The organism is Achromobacter deleyi (assembly GCF_013116765.2).
In the GTDB taxonomy this organism is placed as follows: Bacteria; Pseudomonadota; Gammaproteobacteria; order Burkholderiales; family Burkholderiaceae_B; genus Achromobacter; species Achromobacter deleyi_A.
The window spans coordinates 2,930,996-2,947,330 of the sequence record NZ_CP074375.1 but is presented as its reverse complement, the minus strand read 5'-3'; the positions used below and the strand labels follow the sequence as shown (position 1 = coordinate 2,947,330).

Here is a 16,335-nt window from a genome sequence, read left to right as displayed (position 1 = left end):
GGTCAGCGCTAAAAAGCTTTATCATTTCGCCTTTTGGTACTCCTGTCACATACGACATAGAGCAAGGGGGCTGGTAATAATGGAACTAAAGGCGGGAATGCGCTGGGCGCTCGGAGCGGTGCTGGTCGCGGCAGCCTCATCGGCGGCGGTCGCGCAGAACAAGGTCGTCAACGTCTACAACTGGGCCGAATACACGGCCCCCGACACGATCCCGGGTTTCGAAAAGGAAACCGGCATCAAGGTCCGGTATGACGTCTACGACAGCAACGATGCCCTGCAGGCCAAGCTGCTGGCGGGCAAGTCGGGTTACGACGTCGTTGTCCCGTCCACCCATTACGCCTCGCGCCAGATCGAGGCCGGCCTGTTCCAGAAGCTGGACAAGTCCAAGATCCCGAACTGGAAGTACCTGGATCCCGAAGTGATGGCGCTCGTCGCCACGGTCGATCCCGGCAACGAACACGCCATTCCCTGGGGCTACGGCACCAACGGGCTGGGCTACAACGTCACCAAGGTCAAGCAGATCATGGGCGACGGCGTGGACCTGGCCAGCTGGGACATGCTCTTCAAGCCCGAGAATGCCGCCAAGCTGAAGGAATGCGGCATCTCCATGCTGGACGAAGCCGCGCAGGTGTTCCCGGCGGTGCTGAAGTATCTGGGCAAGGATCCCAACAGCACCAATGCGGCTGACTACCAGGAAGCGATGGAGGTGCTGAAGAAGATCCGCCCCTACATCCGCCAGTTCAGCTCGTCGGGCTATATCGACGAACTGGCCGTGGGCGACCTGTGCATGGTCTACGGCTTTTCCGGCGACGTCATGATCGCCCGCAAGCGCGCGCAAGAAGCCAAGAAGCCCTATGAAGTGAATTACTTCATTCCCAAGGGCGGCGCGCCCGCGTGGTTCGACCTGATGGTCATCCCGAAGGATGCCCCGCATCCGGAAGAGGCGCTGGCCTTCATCAACTACATCGAAACGCCGCAGGTTCACGCAGCCATCACCAACACCATGTTCTACCCCAACGCCAACAAAGAGGCGCGGCAGTACGTGACGAAGGACGTGGCCGACAATCCCATGATCTACCCGTCGGCGGAGGTCTCCAAGACCTTGTACGTGATCAAGGCGCTGCCCTTGAACATTTCACGGCTGCAAAACAAGTTGTGGTCCGAGCTGAAGTTGGGAAATTAGTCATCATGAGCGATAGCCGTTACTCGGCGCCGCACGCGGCGGACCCGGACGAGTTCGTCCAGGTCTCCGATGTGGTCAAGATTTTTGGCGACGTGGTTGCCGTGCGTTCCGTCAACCTGTCCGTCAAGCGCAACGAGATCTTCGCGCTGCTGGGCAGCTCGGGCAGCGGCAAGTCCACATTGCTGCGCATGCTGGCCGGCTTCGAAGAGACCACCTCGGGCCAGATCCTGCTGGACGGCGAGGACATCACCAGCGTGCCGCCGTACCGGCGTCCCGTGAACATGATGTTCCAGTCCTACGCGCTGTTCCCGCACATGACGGTCGAGGCCAACGTGGCGTTCGGGCTGAAGCAGGAAGGCGTGGACCGCGCCGAAATCCACGACCGCGTGTTCGAAGCGCTGGATCTCGTCCAGATGGCGGGCTATTCGCGCCGCAAGCCGAACCAGCTGTCGGGCGGCCAGCAGCAGCGCGTGGCGCTGGCGCGCAGCCTGGTCAAGCGTCCCAAGCTGCTGCTACTGGACGAACCCATGTCGGCGCTGGACAAGCAGATCCGCCAGAAGACCCAGATCGAGCTCGTGAAGATCCTTGAACAGGTCGGCGTGACCTGCATCATGGTGACCCACGACCAGGAAGAGGCCATGACCATGGCGCACCGCCTGGCGGTCATGACCGAAGGCCAGATCGTCCAGTGCGGCACGCCGCAGGATGTCTACGCCTTTCCCAATTCGCGCTTTGTCGCCAGTTTCATCGGGTCGACCAACATGTTCACCGGCACCATCGTGGTCGATGAGCCCGACCATGTGGCGATCGAGTGCGACGAGCTGACACGCCCGCTCTATGTGAACCACGGCGTCAGCGAGCCTCTGGGCATGGAAGTGCATGTCTCCATCCGGCCCGAGCGCATGGTGGTGTCGCGCGAGCAGCCCGAAGGCGAATACAACTGGGCCCATGGCATGGTCAGCCACATGGCCTGGATGGGCAGTTATGCGCTCTATCAGATCCGCCTGGATTCCGGCAAGACGGTCGAGGCCAGCGTGCCCAGCCTGCTGCTGGCCCAGATGGACGCCCCGGGCATCGACGAAGAGATCTTCGTGAGCTGGGGGGCGGACAGCGCGACGGTGCTGGCCTCATGATCCGCTTTTCGCCCCGCGACTGGCTGCCGTCGGGCCGGACCTTGGCGGTAGTCCCGCCGTTCGCCTGGCTGGTGCTGTTCCTGTTGCTGCCCTTCCTGCTGGTGCTGAAGATCAGCTTTGCCGAAATGAAGTTCGGCATCCCGCCCTACACGTCGCTGGCGCAGTTCAAGGACGAGGCGATCCAGTTCAGCCTGCACCTGCGCGGCTACATCCTGCTGTTCACCGAAAACCAGTACTTCCGGACCTACCTGAGCTCGGTGAAGATCGCGGGCATCACCACGCTGATCTGCGTGCTGATCGGTTATCCCATCGCGTACTACATCGCCCGTTCGTCGGCGCGGGTGCGCAACCTGCTGCTGCTGGCGGTGATCCTGCCGTTCTGGACGTCGCTGCTGTTGCGCGTCTATGCCTGGGTAGGCATCCTGCGCAACGACGGCCTGCTGAACAAGCTGCTGCAGGGCCTGGGGCTCATTTCGAGTCCGCTGGAAATCTATCGCACCGATGTGGCGGTCTATATCGGCATGGTCTATGCCTATCTGCCGTTCTTCATCCTGCCGCTGTATGCCACGCTCGTGAAAATGGACCTGCGCTTGCTGGAAGCCGCCTACGACCTGGGCGCCAGGCCCTGGCAGGCGTTCTGGCAGATCACCGTTCCGCTGTCGCGCCAGGGCGTGATCGCCGGCGCCATGCTGGTATTCATCCCGGCGGTGGGCGAATACGTGATCCCGGAAATGCTGGGCGGCGCCAACACGCTGATGATAGGCCGTGTCATGTGGAATGAATTCTTCAACAACGCCGACTGGCCCATGGCCTCGGCGGTGACATGCGTGATGGTGCTGCTGTTGCTCGTGCCGTTGGTGTACTTCCAATACAGCCAGGTCAAGCAGCAAGACCTGGCAAGCGGAGGCCGCAAATGAACGGGCCCAACAAGTCGATGCGCGCCGTGGTGCTGGGGCTGGGATATTTCTTCCTGTACGTGCCCATCCTCAGCCTGATGGTGTTTTCGTTCAACGAGTCGCCCTCCGTCACGTCGTGGGCGGGCTTCTCGTTGCGCTGGTATCACGCGCTGGCCAATGACGACGCGCTGCTGCGCGCGGCCTGGCTGTCGTTCCGCATTGCGGTGCTGACGGCGACGGCGGCGGTCATCATCGGCACGTGGGCAGGCTATGTGCTGGCCCGCATGGGCCGTTTCCGCGGATTTGCGCTGTACGTGGGCATGCTCAGCGCGCCGCTGGTGATCCCCGAGGTCGTGCTGGGCATATCGCTGCTGCTGATGTTCGTGGAACTGCGCGGCACGCTGGGCTGGCCCTCGCAGAACGGCATGTTCACGATCTGGGTGGGCCATGTGACGCTGTGCATGGCGTTCGTGGCCGTCGTCATCCAGACCCGCATCCGCGACCTGGACCGTTCGCTCGAGGAAGCGGCGCTGGATCTGGGCGCCACGCCCATCACCGTCTTCTTCAGGATCACGCTGCCGCTGATCGCTCCCGCGCTGGCGTCGGCCTGGCTTTTGTCCTTCACGCTGTCGCTGGACGACGTCGTCATCGCGTCGTTCCTGTCCGGCCCCGGCTCCAGCACGCTGCCCATGGAAGTTTTCTCGCGGGTGCGGCTGGGTCTCAAACCCGAGATCAACGCGCTCGCCACCCTGTTCATCCTGGCCGTGGGCACCTGCGTGATCATCGCCAACCGCATGCAATGGCGCAAGGAGACCGAATCCAAATGAAAGAAACCACCCTGTATGGCCTGACCAAGTGCAGCACCTGCGTCAAGGCGCGCGACTGGCTGGCCGAGCGCGGCGTCGATCACGTCTTCGTGGACTACCGCGACAATCCGGTGCCTGCCGCCACGCTGAAGTCCTGGGCCGAGCAGGTCGGCGGCTGGGAAAAGCTGGTCAATCGCGCGTCCATGACGTGGCGCAATCTGCCCGAAGACCGCAAGACCGCCCACACCGACGCCCAATGGAGCAAGCTGATCGCCGAGTATCCGGCGCTGGTGCGCCGTCCGGTCACGGTGACGCCGGATGGCGAGGTGAGCGTTGGTTTCAGCGAAAAGCGCTACGGCGAACGCTTCGCCTGAGCCCGCGGTCCAGGCCGGCCGGGCGCTGCCCGACGCCTTTTTCGACCGCGACGCGTCCCAGCTCGCGCGCGAGCTGCTGGGCAAGGTCATCCGCCATCGGGTCGGCGGCCTGTGGCTGGCGGCCCGCATCATCGAGACCGAGGCCTACTACCTGGAAGAGAAGGGCAGCCACGCCTCGCTGGGCTACACGCACAAGCGCCGGGCCCTGTTCATGGACGGCGGCACGGTCTACATGTATTACGCCCGCGGCGGGGACTCGCTGAATTTCAGCGCGGCCGGCCCCGGCAACGCCGTGCTGATCAAGTCCGCCCACCCCTGGACGGACGCGCTGTCCGGCCCCGAGGCGCTGGCCCGCATGCAGCAATTGAATCCCGATGCGCAAGGGCGTCCGCGTCCGCCCGCCAGCCTGTGTGCCGGCCAGACGCTGTTGTGCCGGGCCCTGGGCCTGAAAGTGCCCGACTGGGACGCTCGCCGTTTCGATCCTGCCGCCCTGTATGTCGAGGATGTCGGCGAAACTCCGGCGGTCCTGATCTGCACCACGCGCCTGGGCATCCCGACCGGGCGCGACGAACACCTGAGCTATCGCTTCGTGGATCCCGCCTACGCCGCCTTCTGCACGCGCAACCCCTTGCGGCGCGGGCAACGCGCCGGGCATGACTACGTGTGGGTGGACCGCCGGGGCATCGTGCTGCCCGAGGCGCCGGCGGGCGGCTAGAAGCTGCCTTCGCGAACGCGCCTGGCCAGCGATTCCCGCAGTTGCGCGTACTTGCGCTGGATGCGCCGGCGATTGAGCCGCTTGCTCCAGGCGTACAGCGGAATCAGCGGCAGCACGCCAAAGCCGTCGATCAGGTACAGACCCCGCTTGCCGTCGGCGTTCAGGCCCACGGCGATATTGCTGGCGGACATGTCATGCACCACGACATGGGCATCGGCCAGATCGTCGAAAAACTCGTCCAGCTGCGCTTTCAGGGTGTCGTCGAGCAGGCCTTTCTTTGCCAGGTCGGTCACGGTGGGAGCGATGTTGCCGGCTCCGTCGGTGATCTTCTCGACCAGCAGGCCCAGACCCAGCGACGTTTGCGCCACGCCCACGATGCGCGCCATGGGAACCTGCCACACGCCGGAGGGACGGGTGGTGGTGGTGACGTATTCGGAGATTTCGTTCAGATAGACACGGTAGGCGCTTTCGCGCTGATACTGCTTGTACCAGCGCTTGAACGGCCGCGCTTCCAGGTAGATGGCGCGCGCGCGCATATCCATGACCTTGACGAGCAGGGCCGGCGAATGCGGATGCTGGAAGATGTGTCGGTCCCCGCCCGTGGCAAGCGGCGTTTCGGAATTCAGATCCAGTGGGCCAAACACGGACTGAAACGAAACGGGAGGATAGCCGGGGGGAAGATCAGCAGGGTTCAAAGACGAAAGCGGATCCGTTTAGGTGGCCGCCAGTTTAATCCGGTTGCCTGGCCGCGTCTTGCCGATCGGCCGCGTACGCGTCCCGGCGGGTGGAAAGGGCTTGGGATGAGACCTACAATTCGCGCTTTGGAGATGCATCTTTTGAACGACATTCTGCTTTGGGTCGCCGCTGGCGGCGCGGTTTTGGCATTTCTGGCGGCGGTGCTGGCCTGGCTGCGTCCTGCTGCGTCCGATGCCCGCCTGGACGCCTTGCTGGAAGGGCTGGAAAGAACCGAGCGCGCGCTGCGCGCCGATATCGCAGAAGGCCAGCGCGGCTTGCGCAGCGAATTCGCGGAGTCCACGCGGGCGCTGCGGGTGGAACTGTCGCAGTCGCACGGCGACCTGCGCGCCGGTCTGTCCCGCGATGCGCAAGCCGCCCGCGCCGAATCGGCCGAATCGCTGGCCCGCTTCGCGGCCGGGTTCTCGGAGCAATTGCAGGGGCTGATCCAGATCAACGAGCGGCGCCTGATGGAAGTGCGCGCCACCGTGGACCAGCGCCTGCAGTCGTTGCAGACAGACAACAGCGCCAAGCTCGACGAAATGCGCCGGACCGTGGATGAAAAGCTGCATGCCACGCTGGAGCAGCGCCTGGGCGAGTCCTTCAAGCTGGTCTCGGACCGCCTGGAGGCCGTGCACAAGGGGCTGGGCGAAATGCAGGCCCTGGCCGCGGGGGTCGGCGACCTGAAGCGGGTGCTGACCAACGTGAAGTCGCGCGGCACCTGGGGCGAAGTGCAGCTGGCCCGGCTGATCGAAGACAACATGACGCCGGACCAGTACGCCAGCAACATCAAGCCCGTCCCGGGCAGCGAGGCGGTGGTCGAATTCGCCATCCGCCTGCCCGGGCGCGGCGATGGCGGCGAGCCCGTCTGGTTGCCGATCGACGCCAAGTTCCCCAAGGAAGAATACGAGCGCCTGATGGATGCCCAGGAGGCGGCGGACGCCGAAGGCGTAAAGGCCGCCGGCGCCGCGCTGGGCCGGGCGGTCGAGCTGCAGGCGCGGCTGATCGCCAGCAAGTATGTCGCGCCGCCCCACACCACCGACTTCGCCATCATGTTCCTGCCCACGGAAAGCCTGTATGCCGAGGTGCTCAGGCGGCCGGGCCTGCTGGACAAGCTGCATGACCTGCGCATCAATGTGGCGGGCCCGAGCAACCTGGCGGCGCTGCTGAACAGCCTGCAGATGGGATTCCGCACGCTGGCGATCGAGCAGCGCTCGTCCGAGGTCTGGCAGGTGCTGCGCGCCGTCAAGACCGAATTCGGCAAGTTCGGCGAAGCGCTGGCCAGCGTCAAGAAGACGCTGGACACGGCCAGCAACAAGATCGGCCAGACCGAAGTGCGTACCCGCGCCATGCTCAAGAACCTGAAGAGCGTGGAAGCGCTGCCGGAGGCCGATGCCTTGCGCCTGCTGGGCGCGGCCGGTCCGGCCGATGCCGAAGACGACGCCGAGGACCTGAGCGCGCCGTCGGCGGGCGCCATCTGATCTGCCAGGGCAGGCATACCAGGCGCGCGCCATTCCTGGCGAGCTTGTTGCCTGCCCTGACAGTCGATATCCTCATGCTTACGGCATTTCGCCGTCGATACCTGGAGCATCGTAAGCATGAGCACCGCTGAACGCCATGATTCCTCTTCCCTCGACGCGACGGCGCTGGGCGCCGATATCGCCCAAGGGGCCGTTACGGCGCTTGCTGCAATGCAGCAAGCGGTGGACAGGGTGGCGGCCCGCAACCCCTCGATCAACGCGGCTTGTGGAGTGCGGGCGGAGGCCGGGCTGCGCCTGGCCCAGTCGCTGGATGACGAACTGGCGTCGCTGTCGCCCGAACAGCGCCTGGCGCAGTTGCGCGACCGCCCGTTCCTGGGGGTGCCCACGCTGCTCAAGGACCTCGGCACCGCCGCCATCGGCCTGCCCAGCGCCATGGGGTCGGTGCTGTACGGCCATGTCGAATGGAATGTCGATGCCGAGATCGTCAAACGCTATCGCCGCGCCGGCCTGATTCCTTTCGGCCGCACCACCAGCGCCGAACTGGGCCTGAGCCCCACTACCGAATCCCCCGCCTACGGGCCGCCCACGCAAAACCCCTGGAAGGCCGGCCATAGCGCGGGAGGCTCCAGCGGCGGCGCCGGCGCGGCGCTGGCCAGCGGCATGGTGCGCATCGCGCATGGCAGCGACGGCGGCGGCTCGATCCGCATTCCCGCGTCCTGCTGCGGCGTGCTGGGCCTGAAGCCCTCGCGCGGCCTGATGCCGCTGGGCCCGCTCAAGGGCGAGGGCTGGGGCGGCCTGGCCACCGAACACATGATGACGCTGTCGGTGCGCGACTGCGCGGCGTCGCTGGACATCAGCGCGGGCGCCGATGTGGGTGCGCCTTATGCGGCGCCGGCCCAGCCCGCGGACTCGTACCGCGCGGTCGTGGCCCGGGTGGCCGCCGATCCCGCCTCCGCCCCGCGTCGCCGCATCGCTTTCATCAACACCACCTATGAAGGCGAGGCCATCCATCCCGATGTCGCCGCCACGCTGGACGAGGCCGCCCGTTTCTTTGCGTCCCTGGGACACGAATTGGTGCAGGCCGCCCCGCCCGTGGGTTCCGAGGAAGTCCTGTCCCCCATGCTGCCGCTGATCGCAAGCGCGGCGGCCAACGCCATCGACAGTTTCGTGGCCGCGCGCGGCAGGCGCCTGGCCGCCGACGAGCTGCAGCCCACCACGCTGGGCGCGCGCGAATACGCCCGCGCGATTTCCGGTTCGCAATACGTGGCCTGCGTCGACACCTGCCATGAAATCACCCGCCGGATCGGCCACTTCCTGCATCGCGACGGTTCCCTGGGCTATGACCTGTTCCTGAGTCCGGTGCTGGCGCAGCCGCCGGCGGCGATCGGCCGCTATGCCATGGACAATGCCGACTACCTGGCCTACCGTCTGGGCAAGAAGGGCGTCATCGGCTATTCGCCGTTCGCGCCGCTGGCCAACCTGACCGGCATGCCCGCCATTTCGATTCCCTTCGGGATGTCGTCCGACGGCCTGCCCATCGGCATCCAGATCATGGGGCCGCTGGGCGCCGAGGCGCTGTTGCTGGAACTGGCGGCGCAAGTCGAGGCGCTGCGGCCCTGGGTCCTGACGGCCCCCATGGCCAGATAGGCTCGATGGGGCGAATCGCGCCGCGTTGGCCCGCGGCGCATCAGCGGATTGAGCCAGGGAGTTGCCATGTCATCGTTCGCGACGCATACCGTACTCAACCAGGTCCCGCCCCTGGAAGACTATTCCCTGTTCGACACCGACCCGGCCTTGCGCGCGGCAGTGCGCCGGGAGGGCGCCGATGCCTGGGCGGGCGACCTGAGCGCGCATGGCGCCTGGCTGGGCCGCGCCCAGACGCTGGCGGCCGGCGTCGAGGCCAACCGCTGCCCGCCGCGTCTGGTCAACTATGACCGCGGCGGCCACCGCATCGATCACGTCGAATTCCATCCCGCATGGAACCTGCTGATGGACGGCATCATGGCGCGCGGCCTGCACAGCCGGGCCTGGGCCCAGCCTGCGCCCGGCGCGCACGTGGCGCGCGCGGCGGCCTATCTGATGCAAGGCCAGGTCGAGGCCGGCACGCTGTGCCCCACGACCATGACCTTTGCCGCCGTGCCCCTGCTGCAGCGCGAACCCGCGGGCGTGGTGGACTTTGGCGGCCAGTGGCTGCCCGCGCTGTATTCGCGGGAATTCGATGGAACCGACGCGCCGCTGGCCGCCAAGCGCAGCGCGTTGATCGGCATGGGGATGACCGAGAAGCAGGGCGGCTCGGATCTGCGCGCCGTCACCACGCGCGCCGTGCCGCTGGGCGCGCCGGGGCGCGGCGGCGCATACCAGCTGGTGGGGCACAAATGGTTTTTCTCGGTGCCACAGGCGGACGCGCATCTGGTGCTGGCGCAGGCGGAAGGGGGATTGAGCTGCTTTTTCGTGCCGCGCTGGATTCCAGACGGGCCGCTCAACGCCATCCGCGTGCGCCGCCTGAAGGACAAACTGGGCAATCGCAGCAATGCCAGCGCGGAAGTCGAATTCGAAGAGGCCTGGGGCGTCATGGTCGGCGAACCGGGACGGGGCCTGGCGGTGTTGCTGGAAATGGCGGGAACCACGCGGCTGGACTGTGTGCTGGGCAGCGCCGCGCTGCTGCGCCAGGCGCTGGCGCAATCGGCGCATCACGCGCAGCACCGGCATGCCTTCGGCAAGGCGCTGATCGAACAGCCCCTGATGCGCAACGTGCTGGCCGACCTGGCGCTGGAAAGCGAAGCCGCCATGGCCCTGGGACTGCGGCTGGCGCGCGCCGTGGACGAACGCGCCGCCGCCGGCGCGCGGGCCCTGGTGCGCGTCGGCACGCCCGCCGCCAAGCTGTGGGTCTGCAAGCGCGCCGTCGCCGCCGTGGGCGAGTGCATGGAGGTCTGGGGCGGCAACGGCTACGTGGAAGAGGGGCCGATGCCCAGGATCTACCGTGAAACGCCCGTCAACTCCATCTGGGAGGGGTCGGGCAATGTCATGGCGCTGGACGTGCTGCGCGCTTTGCTGCGCGAGCCCGAAGCGCTGCCGGCGCTGGATGCCGAGTTTGCCCGGGCCGCGGGCCAATATCGGGAATTCGACGAGGCCGTGGTGCGCTGGCGCGTGCTGCTTGCCGACAGCGCCCAGGCGGAATTCCAGGCCCGTCGCATCGCGGGGGGCCTGGCCCGGCTGTGGCAGGCCGCCTTGCTGATCGAGCATGCGCCGCAGGCCGTGGCGCATGCGTTCATCGGCAGCCGCCTGCAGGCGGGCGGGGGCATCTTCGGCGAGCTGGCGGCCGGCGCGGACACGCAGGCGATCCTGTCGCGGGCGTGGCCAGCCATCGGCGCATGCTAAATTTCCTGGCTCAACCAACTTTCCCGCATTCTCCACCGCCATGCTCTCCCAGCAAGAACTCAAGCAGCAAGCCGCCGACGCCGCCCTGGACTACGTTGAACAGGTCGCTGGCCCGGACGTCATCATCGGCGTGGGCACCGGATCCACGGCCGATCTCTTCATCGACGGCCTGGCGCGTTTCAAGGGCCGCATCGGCGGGACGGTGGCCAGCTCGGAGCGCAGCGCGGCACGCCTTGCCGGTCATGGCCTGAAGGTGCTGGACCTGAACGACGTGCAGAGCATGCCGATCTACGTGGACGGCGCCGACGAGATCAACGCCAACCTGCACATGATCAAGGGCGGCGGCGGCGCGCTGACGCGCGAGAAGATCGTGGCCTCGGTGGCCGACCGCTACATCTGCATCGCCGACGAGTCCAAGCTGGTCCAGACCCTGGGCAAGTTCCCGCTGCCTCTGGAAGTGATTCCGATGGCGCGCGCATCGGTCGCGCGCGCGCTGGCCGCGCTGGGCGGCCAGCCGCGCCTGCGCGAGGGGTTCGTCACCGACAACGGTAACGTCATCCTGGATGTGTCCGGCCTGTCGATCGCCGACGCGCCCGCATTCGAAGCCCGCCTGAACAACCTGCCCGGCGTCGTGACTTGCGGCCTGTTCTCGCTGCCAGGCGCCGACGTGGCGCTGCTGGCCACCCAGAACGGCATCCGCCGGCTGGATCGCCGCGACTGAGGCGCCAGGCTCCCTTGTGGTGCGCCGCCGCTCCGCCTTGCGGGCGGCGGCCCCCCCATTCATAATCCTGTCACACTTGGGTCATAACCTTGCCGGTTGTGCAGGCCCATCTCGTAACTCTTCTATTTCGGGGCAATGCAATGAGATCAACCACGCAGGGAGCCCGGATGACGGAGCATACAAACAAGCAGTTCGACGCCGATCTGGAAAGCGTCCGTTCGCAGTTCTTGCAAATGGGCGGCTTGGTGGAAGCCATGATCCAGGAGGCCATCGACGCGCTGGCCAGCGGCGACCTGTCGCTGGTTGAGAAAGTCCGCGAGCGGGAAAAGGAAGTCAACCGCCACGAAGTCGAGATCGACGAGAGCATCAGCCGCATCCTGGCCAGGCACCAGCCCACCGCCATCGACCTGCGCATGCTGATGGCCGTCTCCAAGATGCTGACCGACATGGAGCGTTCCGGCGACGAGGCCGAGAAGGTCGCCACCGTCGCCCGCCGCATCCACGAAGGCGAACTGCGCCATATCCCCGTGATCGAACTGCGTCACATGGCCGCCAATGTGCGCACCATGCTGCATCAGGCGCTGGACGCGTTTGCCCGCCTTGACCCCATCCTGGCCGCCGCCGTCGTGCGCAGCGACAAGGAAGTGGACAAGGAATGGAAGGGCGCGCTGCGCCACCTGATCACCTACATGATCGAAGATCCGCGCACCATTTCGCGCGCCATCGACATGATCTTCGTCGCGCGCGCGCTCGAACGCATCGGCGACCACGCCAAGAACATGTCCGAACGCGTGATTTACATGGTCAAGGGCGCCGATGTGCGCCATACCGGCGTGAAGAACACCGAACGCCTGGCGCGCGGCGAGGAAGAGTCCGACGACGCGTCGGGCCAGTAGTGCAAAGCGCGGCCCCCGGTCGCGCCCCGCCATGAAAAAACCCCAGGCGCATGCAAGCCCTGGGGTTTTTCGTTTCTGGAACGGCTGGCGCTACAGCGGCGCCAGGCCCTGGCACAGACGCGGGTCCGGCACACCGGGCTTGCCGGCATCAATGCGGCCCGCCAGCCGGCGTCCGAAAGCCGGCATCGCGGGCGCGCCAACCTCCAGGTCGTACCAACCTTCGCAGCCGGCGTACTTGAGCTCCATCGCGCCGCCCGCCGGCACGTGCGCCATCGCGCGCCAGCCGTCGTTCATGCGCGATTCCAGCCTGACCGGCTGCGGCGTGTCGCCGTGGTTGATCAGCCGCAGCCGCAGGCCCGAGGTCACCGGCACGAGTTGCGCTTCCAGCAAGCCGGCATCCTGCGCGTCGCCGCGGAACTGCCGGTGGAAACCGTCGGGGCCGAGCAGCCACAGGTCATACGCCCCGCCACCGGCCAGGCGCCAGCCGTCGTCCAGGCGCGCGCCGGCACCCACCGTATAGCGCCGTGGCGGCTGCGTCAGCGCATTGCGGTCGTAGACATGCAGGACGGCGCCCGCGCTGCCCGGGTTGCGCAAGGTCAGGCGATAGTGCTCGCCGTCGGCGGTCATGCGCCCCACGGCCTCCAGCGCATAGGGCAAGGGGCAGGCGTGGCGATTGCTGTCCGGGTGGTGCGAACCCCGGTCTCCGGTGAAGTCGAAGGCCGAGGTCAGGTCGCCCGCCACCGCGCGCCGCCATGCGCTGATGTTCGGCTCGGCTACGCCGAACCGGGCTTCCAGGAAGCGGATCACCGAGGTGTGGTCGAACACTTGCGAGTTGACCCAGCCGCCCCGGCTCCAGGGCGACACAACCAGCATGGGCACGCGCGGGCCCAGGCCAAAGCTGCGCCCGTGCAGGCCGGGCGGGTCATCCGGGGTGGAGGCGCTGGGGCCATGGCGCGCGTCGTGGTATTCGCCGTCCAGTTCAACGGTGGACAGGCCGCCCGACTGGCCGTCAGGGTGACGCGCCGGCGGCGAGGGCGGCGGCATGTGATCGAAGAAGCAGTCGTTCTCGTCGTACGTGACGAAGAACACGCAGCGGCTCCAGGTGTCGGGATGCTGGGTCAGTATGTCCAGCACGCGCTCGGTGTAGGCGCCGCCCTGGCGGGGCGACGACACTTCGGGGTGTTCGGAGTCGGCCGTGGGCGCGATGATCCATGACACCGCCGGCAGCGTGCCCTGGGCGACGTCGCGCGCCAGGTCGTCCAGCGTGTGGGTGGACAGGCCGCGGTCGCGCAAGGGAGCGTTGGCACCGCCTTCGGCATGCTGCCGTCGGTACTGCCTGAAGCCGGCCAGCGGATTGTCGTGATAGTTGTCCGCCATGTCCTGATAGATGCGCCAGTCCACGCCTGCCTCTTGCAGACGCTCCGGATAGGTGGTCCAGGCATAGCCTTCGCCGGCGGGGCCCAGGCGGTCAAAGGTATTGACCAGGGCCGGTCCGCCGGCTTGGCCCTGCGGGTCGTTCGTGCCCGTCCACAGGAACAGCCGGTTCGGGTTGGTGCCGGCGTGGATCGAGCAGTGGTAGGCATCGCACAGGGTGAAGGCGTTGGCCAGCGCGGTCTGGAACGGCACGTGGGCGCTCTGGTAGGCGCCCATGCCCAGACGGCTCTTGGCGGACAGCCATTGGTCCATGCGGCCGTCGTTCCATGCGCGCTGCGCGTCGTCCCAGGTGTGCGGCGTGATGTAGCCCACCGGCGTGTCGCTCGCGTATTCCGACTGCAGCGCATAAGGGCTGCAGCGCGCGGCGCCATCCGCCTGCGTCATGACGGTGCCCGTCGCCGTGGGCGTGGGATGCGGGTCCGCAAAGCCCCTCACTCCGGGCAGCGAGCCGAAATAATGGTCGAAGGACCGGTTCTCCTGCATCAGGATCACGACGTGGCGCACGTCTTGCAGCGTGCCTGTCTTGCGATCGGGTTCGATCTCGAGGGCGCGCTTGATGGTCGGGGACGGGTCGGCAGGAATGGACGAGCGCGATTCTTCTTTCATGACAGCATTAATACGGCCTGCAATATTCGAATCTTAAGGCCAGTCGCGGGAGGCGCGCGCGGCAAGTGTGCTCGCGCTGCGTCCAAATGCGAAGCCCCTCGCATGCGAGGGGCTTCTGGAACGTGGCGCCGCGTAGAAGCGGCGCGGCCGGATCAGGCCGAGGGCGGAACGTAGCCGTCGGCTTCGACGCTGCCGTCTTCGAACAGGAAGCGTTCCATTTGCTGCTGCAGGTACTTGCGCGCGCGGGCGTCCGCCAGGTTCAGGCGGTTCTCGTTCACGAGGCGGGTTTGCACACCCTTCCAATCTTCCCAAGCTTCCTTGGAAATGCTCTGCCAGATGCGCGTGCCGACTTCGCCGGGATAGGGCGGATAGTCCAGCCCTTCTGCTTCACGCTTCAATTTCACACAGTTGACGATACGGGCCATGGTTCGCTGCCGGAAAGATAAATAACGCCACATTTTAGCGGGCTTGGCGTCCACTGGGCGCCAAGCCCCTTCTGCCTCTGCGGATAGGGCCCGCCAGGCGGGTCCTAGAGCTTCTTGATGAAGACCAGGCTATTGCGGGAACGGTTGTAGTTATTCTGCTTTTCACGGGGCAGGTCGGCGATCCCGCCCTGCACGAAACCGCGCTTCATGAACCAGTGCGAAGTCCGGGTGGTCAGGACGAACAGCCGCTTGGCGCCCGCGGCGCGGGCGCGGGACTCCATGTGGCGCAGCAGGATCTCGCCTTCGCCCGAGCCTTGCCATTCCGGGTGCACGATCAGGCAGGCCATTTCGGCCATTTGCTCGTCTGCGAACGCATGCAGGGCCGCGCAGCCGTAGATCACGCCGTCGTGCTCCAGCACGGTGAAATTCTCTACATCGCGCTCGATGACGCTGCGGGGGCGCGGCACCAGGGTGCCGTCGGCTTCCAACGGTTCGATCAGGCTCAGGATGGCGCCCACGTCGTCGATCGTGGCGGCGCGCAGGTCGTCCAGCGTGTCTTCGACCACCATGGTGCCCACGCCGTCATGGGTGAAGATTTCCAGCAGCACGCTGCCGTCCAGTTCGAATGGCAGCAGGTGCGCGCGAGCCACGCCGCGCTTGACCGCCAGCGACGCGTATTGCAGGAAGGCGTGGGTTTCTTCGTCCAGTTCGCCGGCCGCGAGCAGCGCATCGGCGTCGACGCGCGCCAGTTCGGTGTCCAGCGTGCCGTCTTCGTTCAGCACGCCTTGCGAGCTGGACAGGAAGATCAGTTTCTCGGCGCGCAGCGCCACGGCGACGCTGGTCGCCAGGTCTTCCATGGCCAGGTTGAAGGCGTCGCCGGTCGGCGAGAAGCCCAGCGGCGACAGCAGCACGACCGACGAGCCTTTCTCGATGGCGAACTTCAGCGCCTCGACATCGATCTTGCGCACCTGGCCGGTGTGCTTGTAGTCCACGCCGTCCAGCACGCCGGTGGGGCGCGCAGTGACGAAATTCCCGGAGATGACGCGAATATGCGCGTGCGACATCGGGGTGTTGGGCAGCCCCTGGCTGAACGCCGCCTCGATGTCCAGGCGGATCTCGCCGGCGGCTTCCTTGGCGCATTCCAGCGCGGCGGCGTCGGTGGGGGACAGGCCACGGTCGAACTGATGGGTGTAGCCCTTCAGGCGCAGCTGTTCATTGACCTGCGGACGCGAGCCATGCACCAGCACCAGCCGGATCCCCAGCGAAGACAGCAGGGACAGATCCTGGACCAGCGCGTTCAGCGCGCCGGCCTGCACCAGTTCGCCGCCAAACGCCACCACGAAGGTCTTGCCTCGGAACGCATGCACATAGGGAGCGACATCTCGGAACCATCGCACAAACTGCGCGGCGGCGAATTCGGGGGCTTCAAGGGCGGAGACGGTGTCTGGTTCCAGGTCGGGCATGATGTGCGTTGCTAGGTCCTATGGGGTCGCGGGACGGCAAAGCCGACGGGCTGTGCCGCGTGCGCCGCCGGGAGGGCGGCGCTAGGCGGAAT

At 66.5% G+C, this 16,335-nt stretch carries 15 protein-coding genes; 11 read left to right on the top strand and 4 right to left on the bottom strand.

The window, feature by feature from the left end; all coding sequences use genetic code 11:
* Nucleotides 1–79: 79 nt before the first annotated feature.
* The 6 genes from HLG70_RS13130 to HLG70_RS13105 are packed head-to-tail and all read left to right on the top strand — an operon-like array spanning nt 80 to nt 5,107.
* A complete protein-coding gene (locus tag HLG70_RS13130) occupies nt 80–1,183 on the top strand; it encodes a polyamine ABC transporter substrate-binding protein (protein ID WP_171663181.1) in 1,104 nt (367 codons plus the stop codon).
* 5 nt (nt 1,184–1,188) lie between these two features.
* Nucleotides 1,189–2,316, top strand: a complete 1,128-nt coding sequence (locus HLG70_RS13125) for an ABC transporter ATP-binding protein (RefSeq protein WP_171663180.1) — start codon at nt 1,189–1,191, stop codon at nt 2,314–2,316.
* Nucleotides 2,313–3,233 (top strand): ABC transporter permease subunit, encoded by a 921-nt coding sequence (locus HLG70_RS13120; protein ID WP_171663179.1) that lies wholly within the window; start codon nt 2,313–2,315, stop codon nt 3,231–3,233. Before HLG70_RS13125 ends, HLG70_RS13120 begins: the two co-directional genes overlap by 4 nt.
* Nucleotides 3,230–4,039, top strand: coding sequence for an ABC transporter permease subunit (locus tag HLG70_RS13115; protein ID WP_171663178.1), 810 nt, complete (start codon nt 3,230–3,232; stop codon nt 4,037–4,039). Before HLG70_RS13120 ends, HLG70_RS13115 begins: the two co-directional genes overlap by 4 nt.
* Nucleotides 4,036–4,392: a Spx/MgsR family RNA polymerase-binding regulatory protein gene (locus HLG70_RS13110; protein WP_171663177.1), complete on the top strand. Its 357-nt coding sequence runs from the start codon at nt 4,036–4,038 to the stop codon at nt 4,390–4,392. The genes HLG70_RS13115 and HLG70_RS13110 overlap by 4 nt, the downstream gene beginning before the upstream one ends.
* The gene (locus HLG70_RS13105) at nt 4,352–5,107 is read left to right on the top strand and encodes a DNA-3-methyladenine glycosylase (RefSeq protein ID WP_284143644.1); all 756 of its coding nucleotides are present in this window, start codon (nt 4,352–4,354) and stop codon (nt 5,105–5,107) included. The genes HLG70_RS13110 and HLG70_RS13105 overlap by 41 nt, the downstream gene beginning before the upstream one ends.
* On the opposite strand, the gene HLG70_RS13100 is transcribed toward HLG70_RS13105, so the two are convergent.
* A complete protein-coding gene (locus tag HLG70_RS13100) occupies nt 5,104–5,751 on the bottom strand; it encodes a PhoP regulatory network YrbL family protein (RefSeq protein ID WP_171663176.1) in 648 nt (215 codons plus the stop codon). The two genes, HLG70_RS13105 and HLG70_RS13100, sit on opposite strands and share 4 nt — an antisense overlap.
* 183 nt (nt 5,752–5,934) lie before the next feature.
* Here HLG70_RS13100 and rmuC point away from each other — a divergent pair, with 183 nt between their 5' ends.
* From rmuC to phoU, 5 genes are all read left to right on the top strand, one after another.
* Nucleotides 5,935–7,320, top strand: coding sequence for a DNA recombination protein RmuC (rmuC, locus tag HLG70_RS13095; RefSeq protein ID WP_171663175.1), 1,386 nt, complete (start codon nt 5,935–5,937; stop codon nt 7,318–7,320).
* Nucleotides 7,321–7,437: 117 nt separating this feature from the next.
* On the top strand, nt 7,438–8,967 hold the full coding sequence (locus tag HLG70_RS13090; RefSeq protein ID WP_171663174.1) for an amidase: 1,530 nt from the start codon (nt 7,438–7,440) through the stop codon (nt 8,965–8,967).
* A gap of 66 nt (nt 8,968–9,033) precedes the next feature.
* Nucleotides 9,034–10,698 (top strand): isovaleryl-CoA dehydrogenase, encoded by a 1,665-nt coding sequence (locus HLG70_RS13085; protein WP_171663173.1) that lies wholly within the window; start codon nt 9,034–9,036, stop codon nt 10,696–10,698.
* Between the two features lie 40 nt (nt 10,699–10,738).
* Nucleotides 10,739–11,419: a ribose-5-phosphate isomerase RpiA gene (gene rpiA, locus HLG70_RS13080; RefSeq protein WP_171663172.1), complete on the top strand. Its 681-nt coding sequence runs from the start codon at nt 10,739–10,741 to the stop codon at nt 11,417–11,419.
* A gap of 167 nt (nt 11,420–11,586) precedes the next feature.
* Nucleotides 11,587–12,315: a phosphate signaling complex protein PhoU gene (gene phoU, locus HLG70_RS13075; protein WP_171663171.1), complete on the top strand. Its 729-nt coding sequence runs from the start codon at nt 11,587–11,589 to the stop codon at nt 12,313–12,315.
* A gap of 90 nt (nt 12,316–12,405) precedes the next feature.
* Here phoU and HLG70_RS13070 read toward each other — a convergent pair whose 3' ends face one another.
* The 3 genes from HLG70_RS13070 to argA all read right to left on the bottom strand — a co-directional run bounded on the left by HLG70_RS13070 (nt 12,406) and on the right by argA (nt 16,243).
* On the bottom strand, nt 12,406–14,355 hold the full coding sequence (locus HLG70_RS13070; protein WP_171663170.1) for a phosphocholine-specific phospholipase C: 1,950 nt from the start codon (nt 14,353–14,355) through the stop codon (nt 12,406–12,408).
* Nucleotides 14,356–14,507: 152 nt separating this feature from the next.
* Nucleotides 14,508–14,780: an oxidative damage protection protein gene (locus tag HLG70_RS13065; protein WP_105238082.1), complete on the bottom strand. Its 273-nt coding sequence runs from the start codon at nt 14,778–14,780 to the stop codon at nt 14,508–14,510.
* A 104-nt stretch (nt 14,781–14,884) separates the two neighbouring features.
* The gene (gene argA, locus HLG70_RS13060; RefSeq protein WP_171663169.1) at nt 14,885–16,243 is read right to left on the bottom strand and encodes an amino-acid N-acetyltransferase; all 1,359 of its coding nucleotides are present in this window, start codon (nt 16,241–16,243) and stop codon (nt 14,885–14,887) included.
* Between the last annotated feature and the right edge of the window lie 92 nt (nt 16,244–16,335).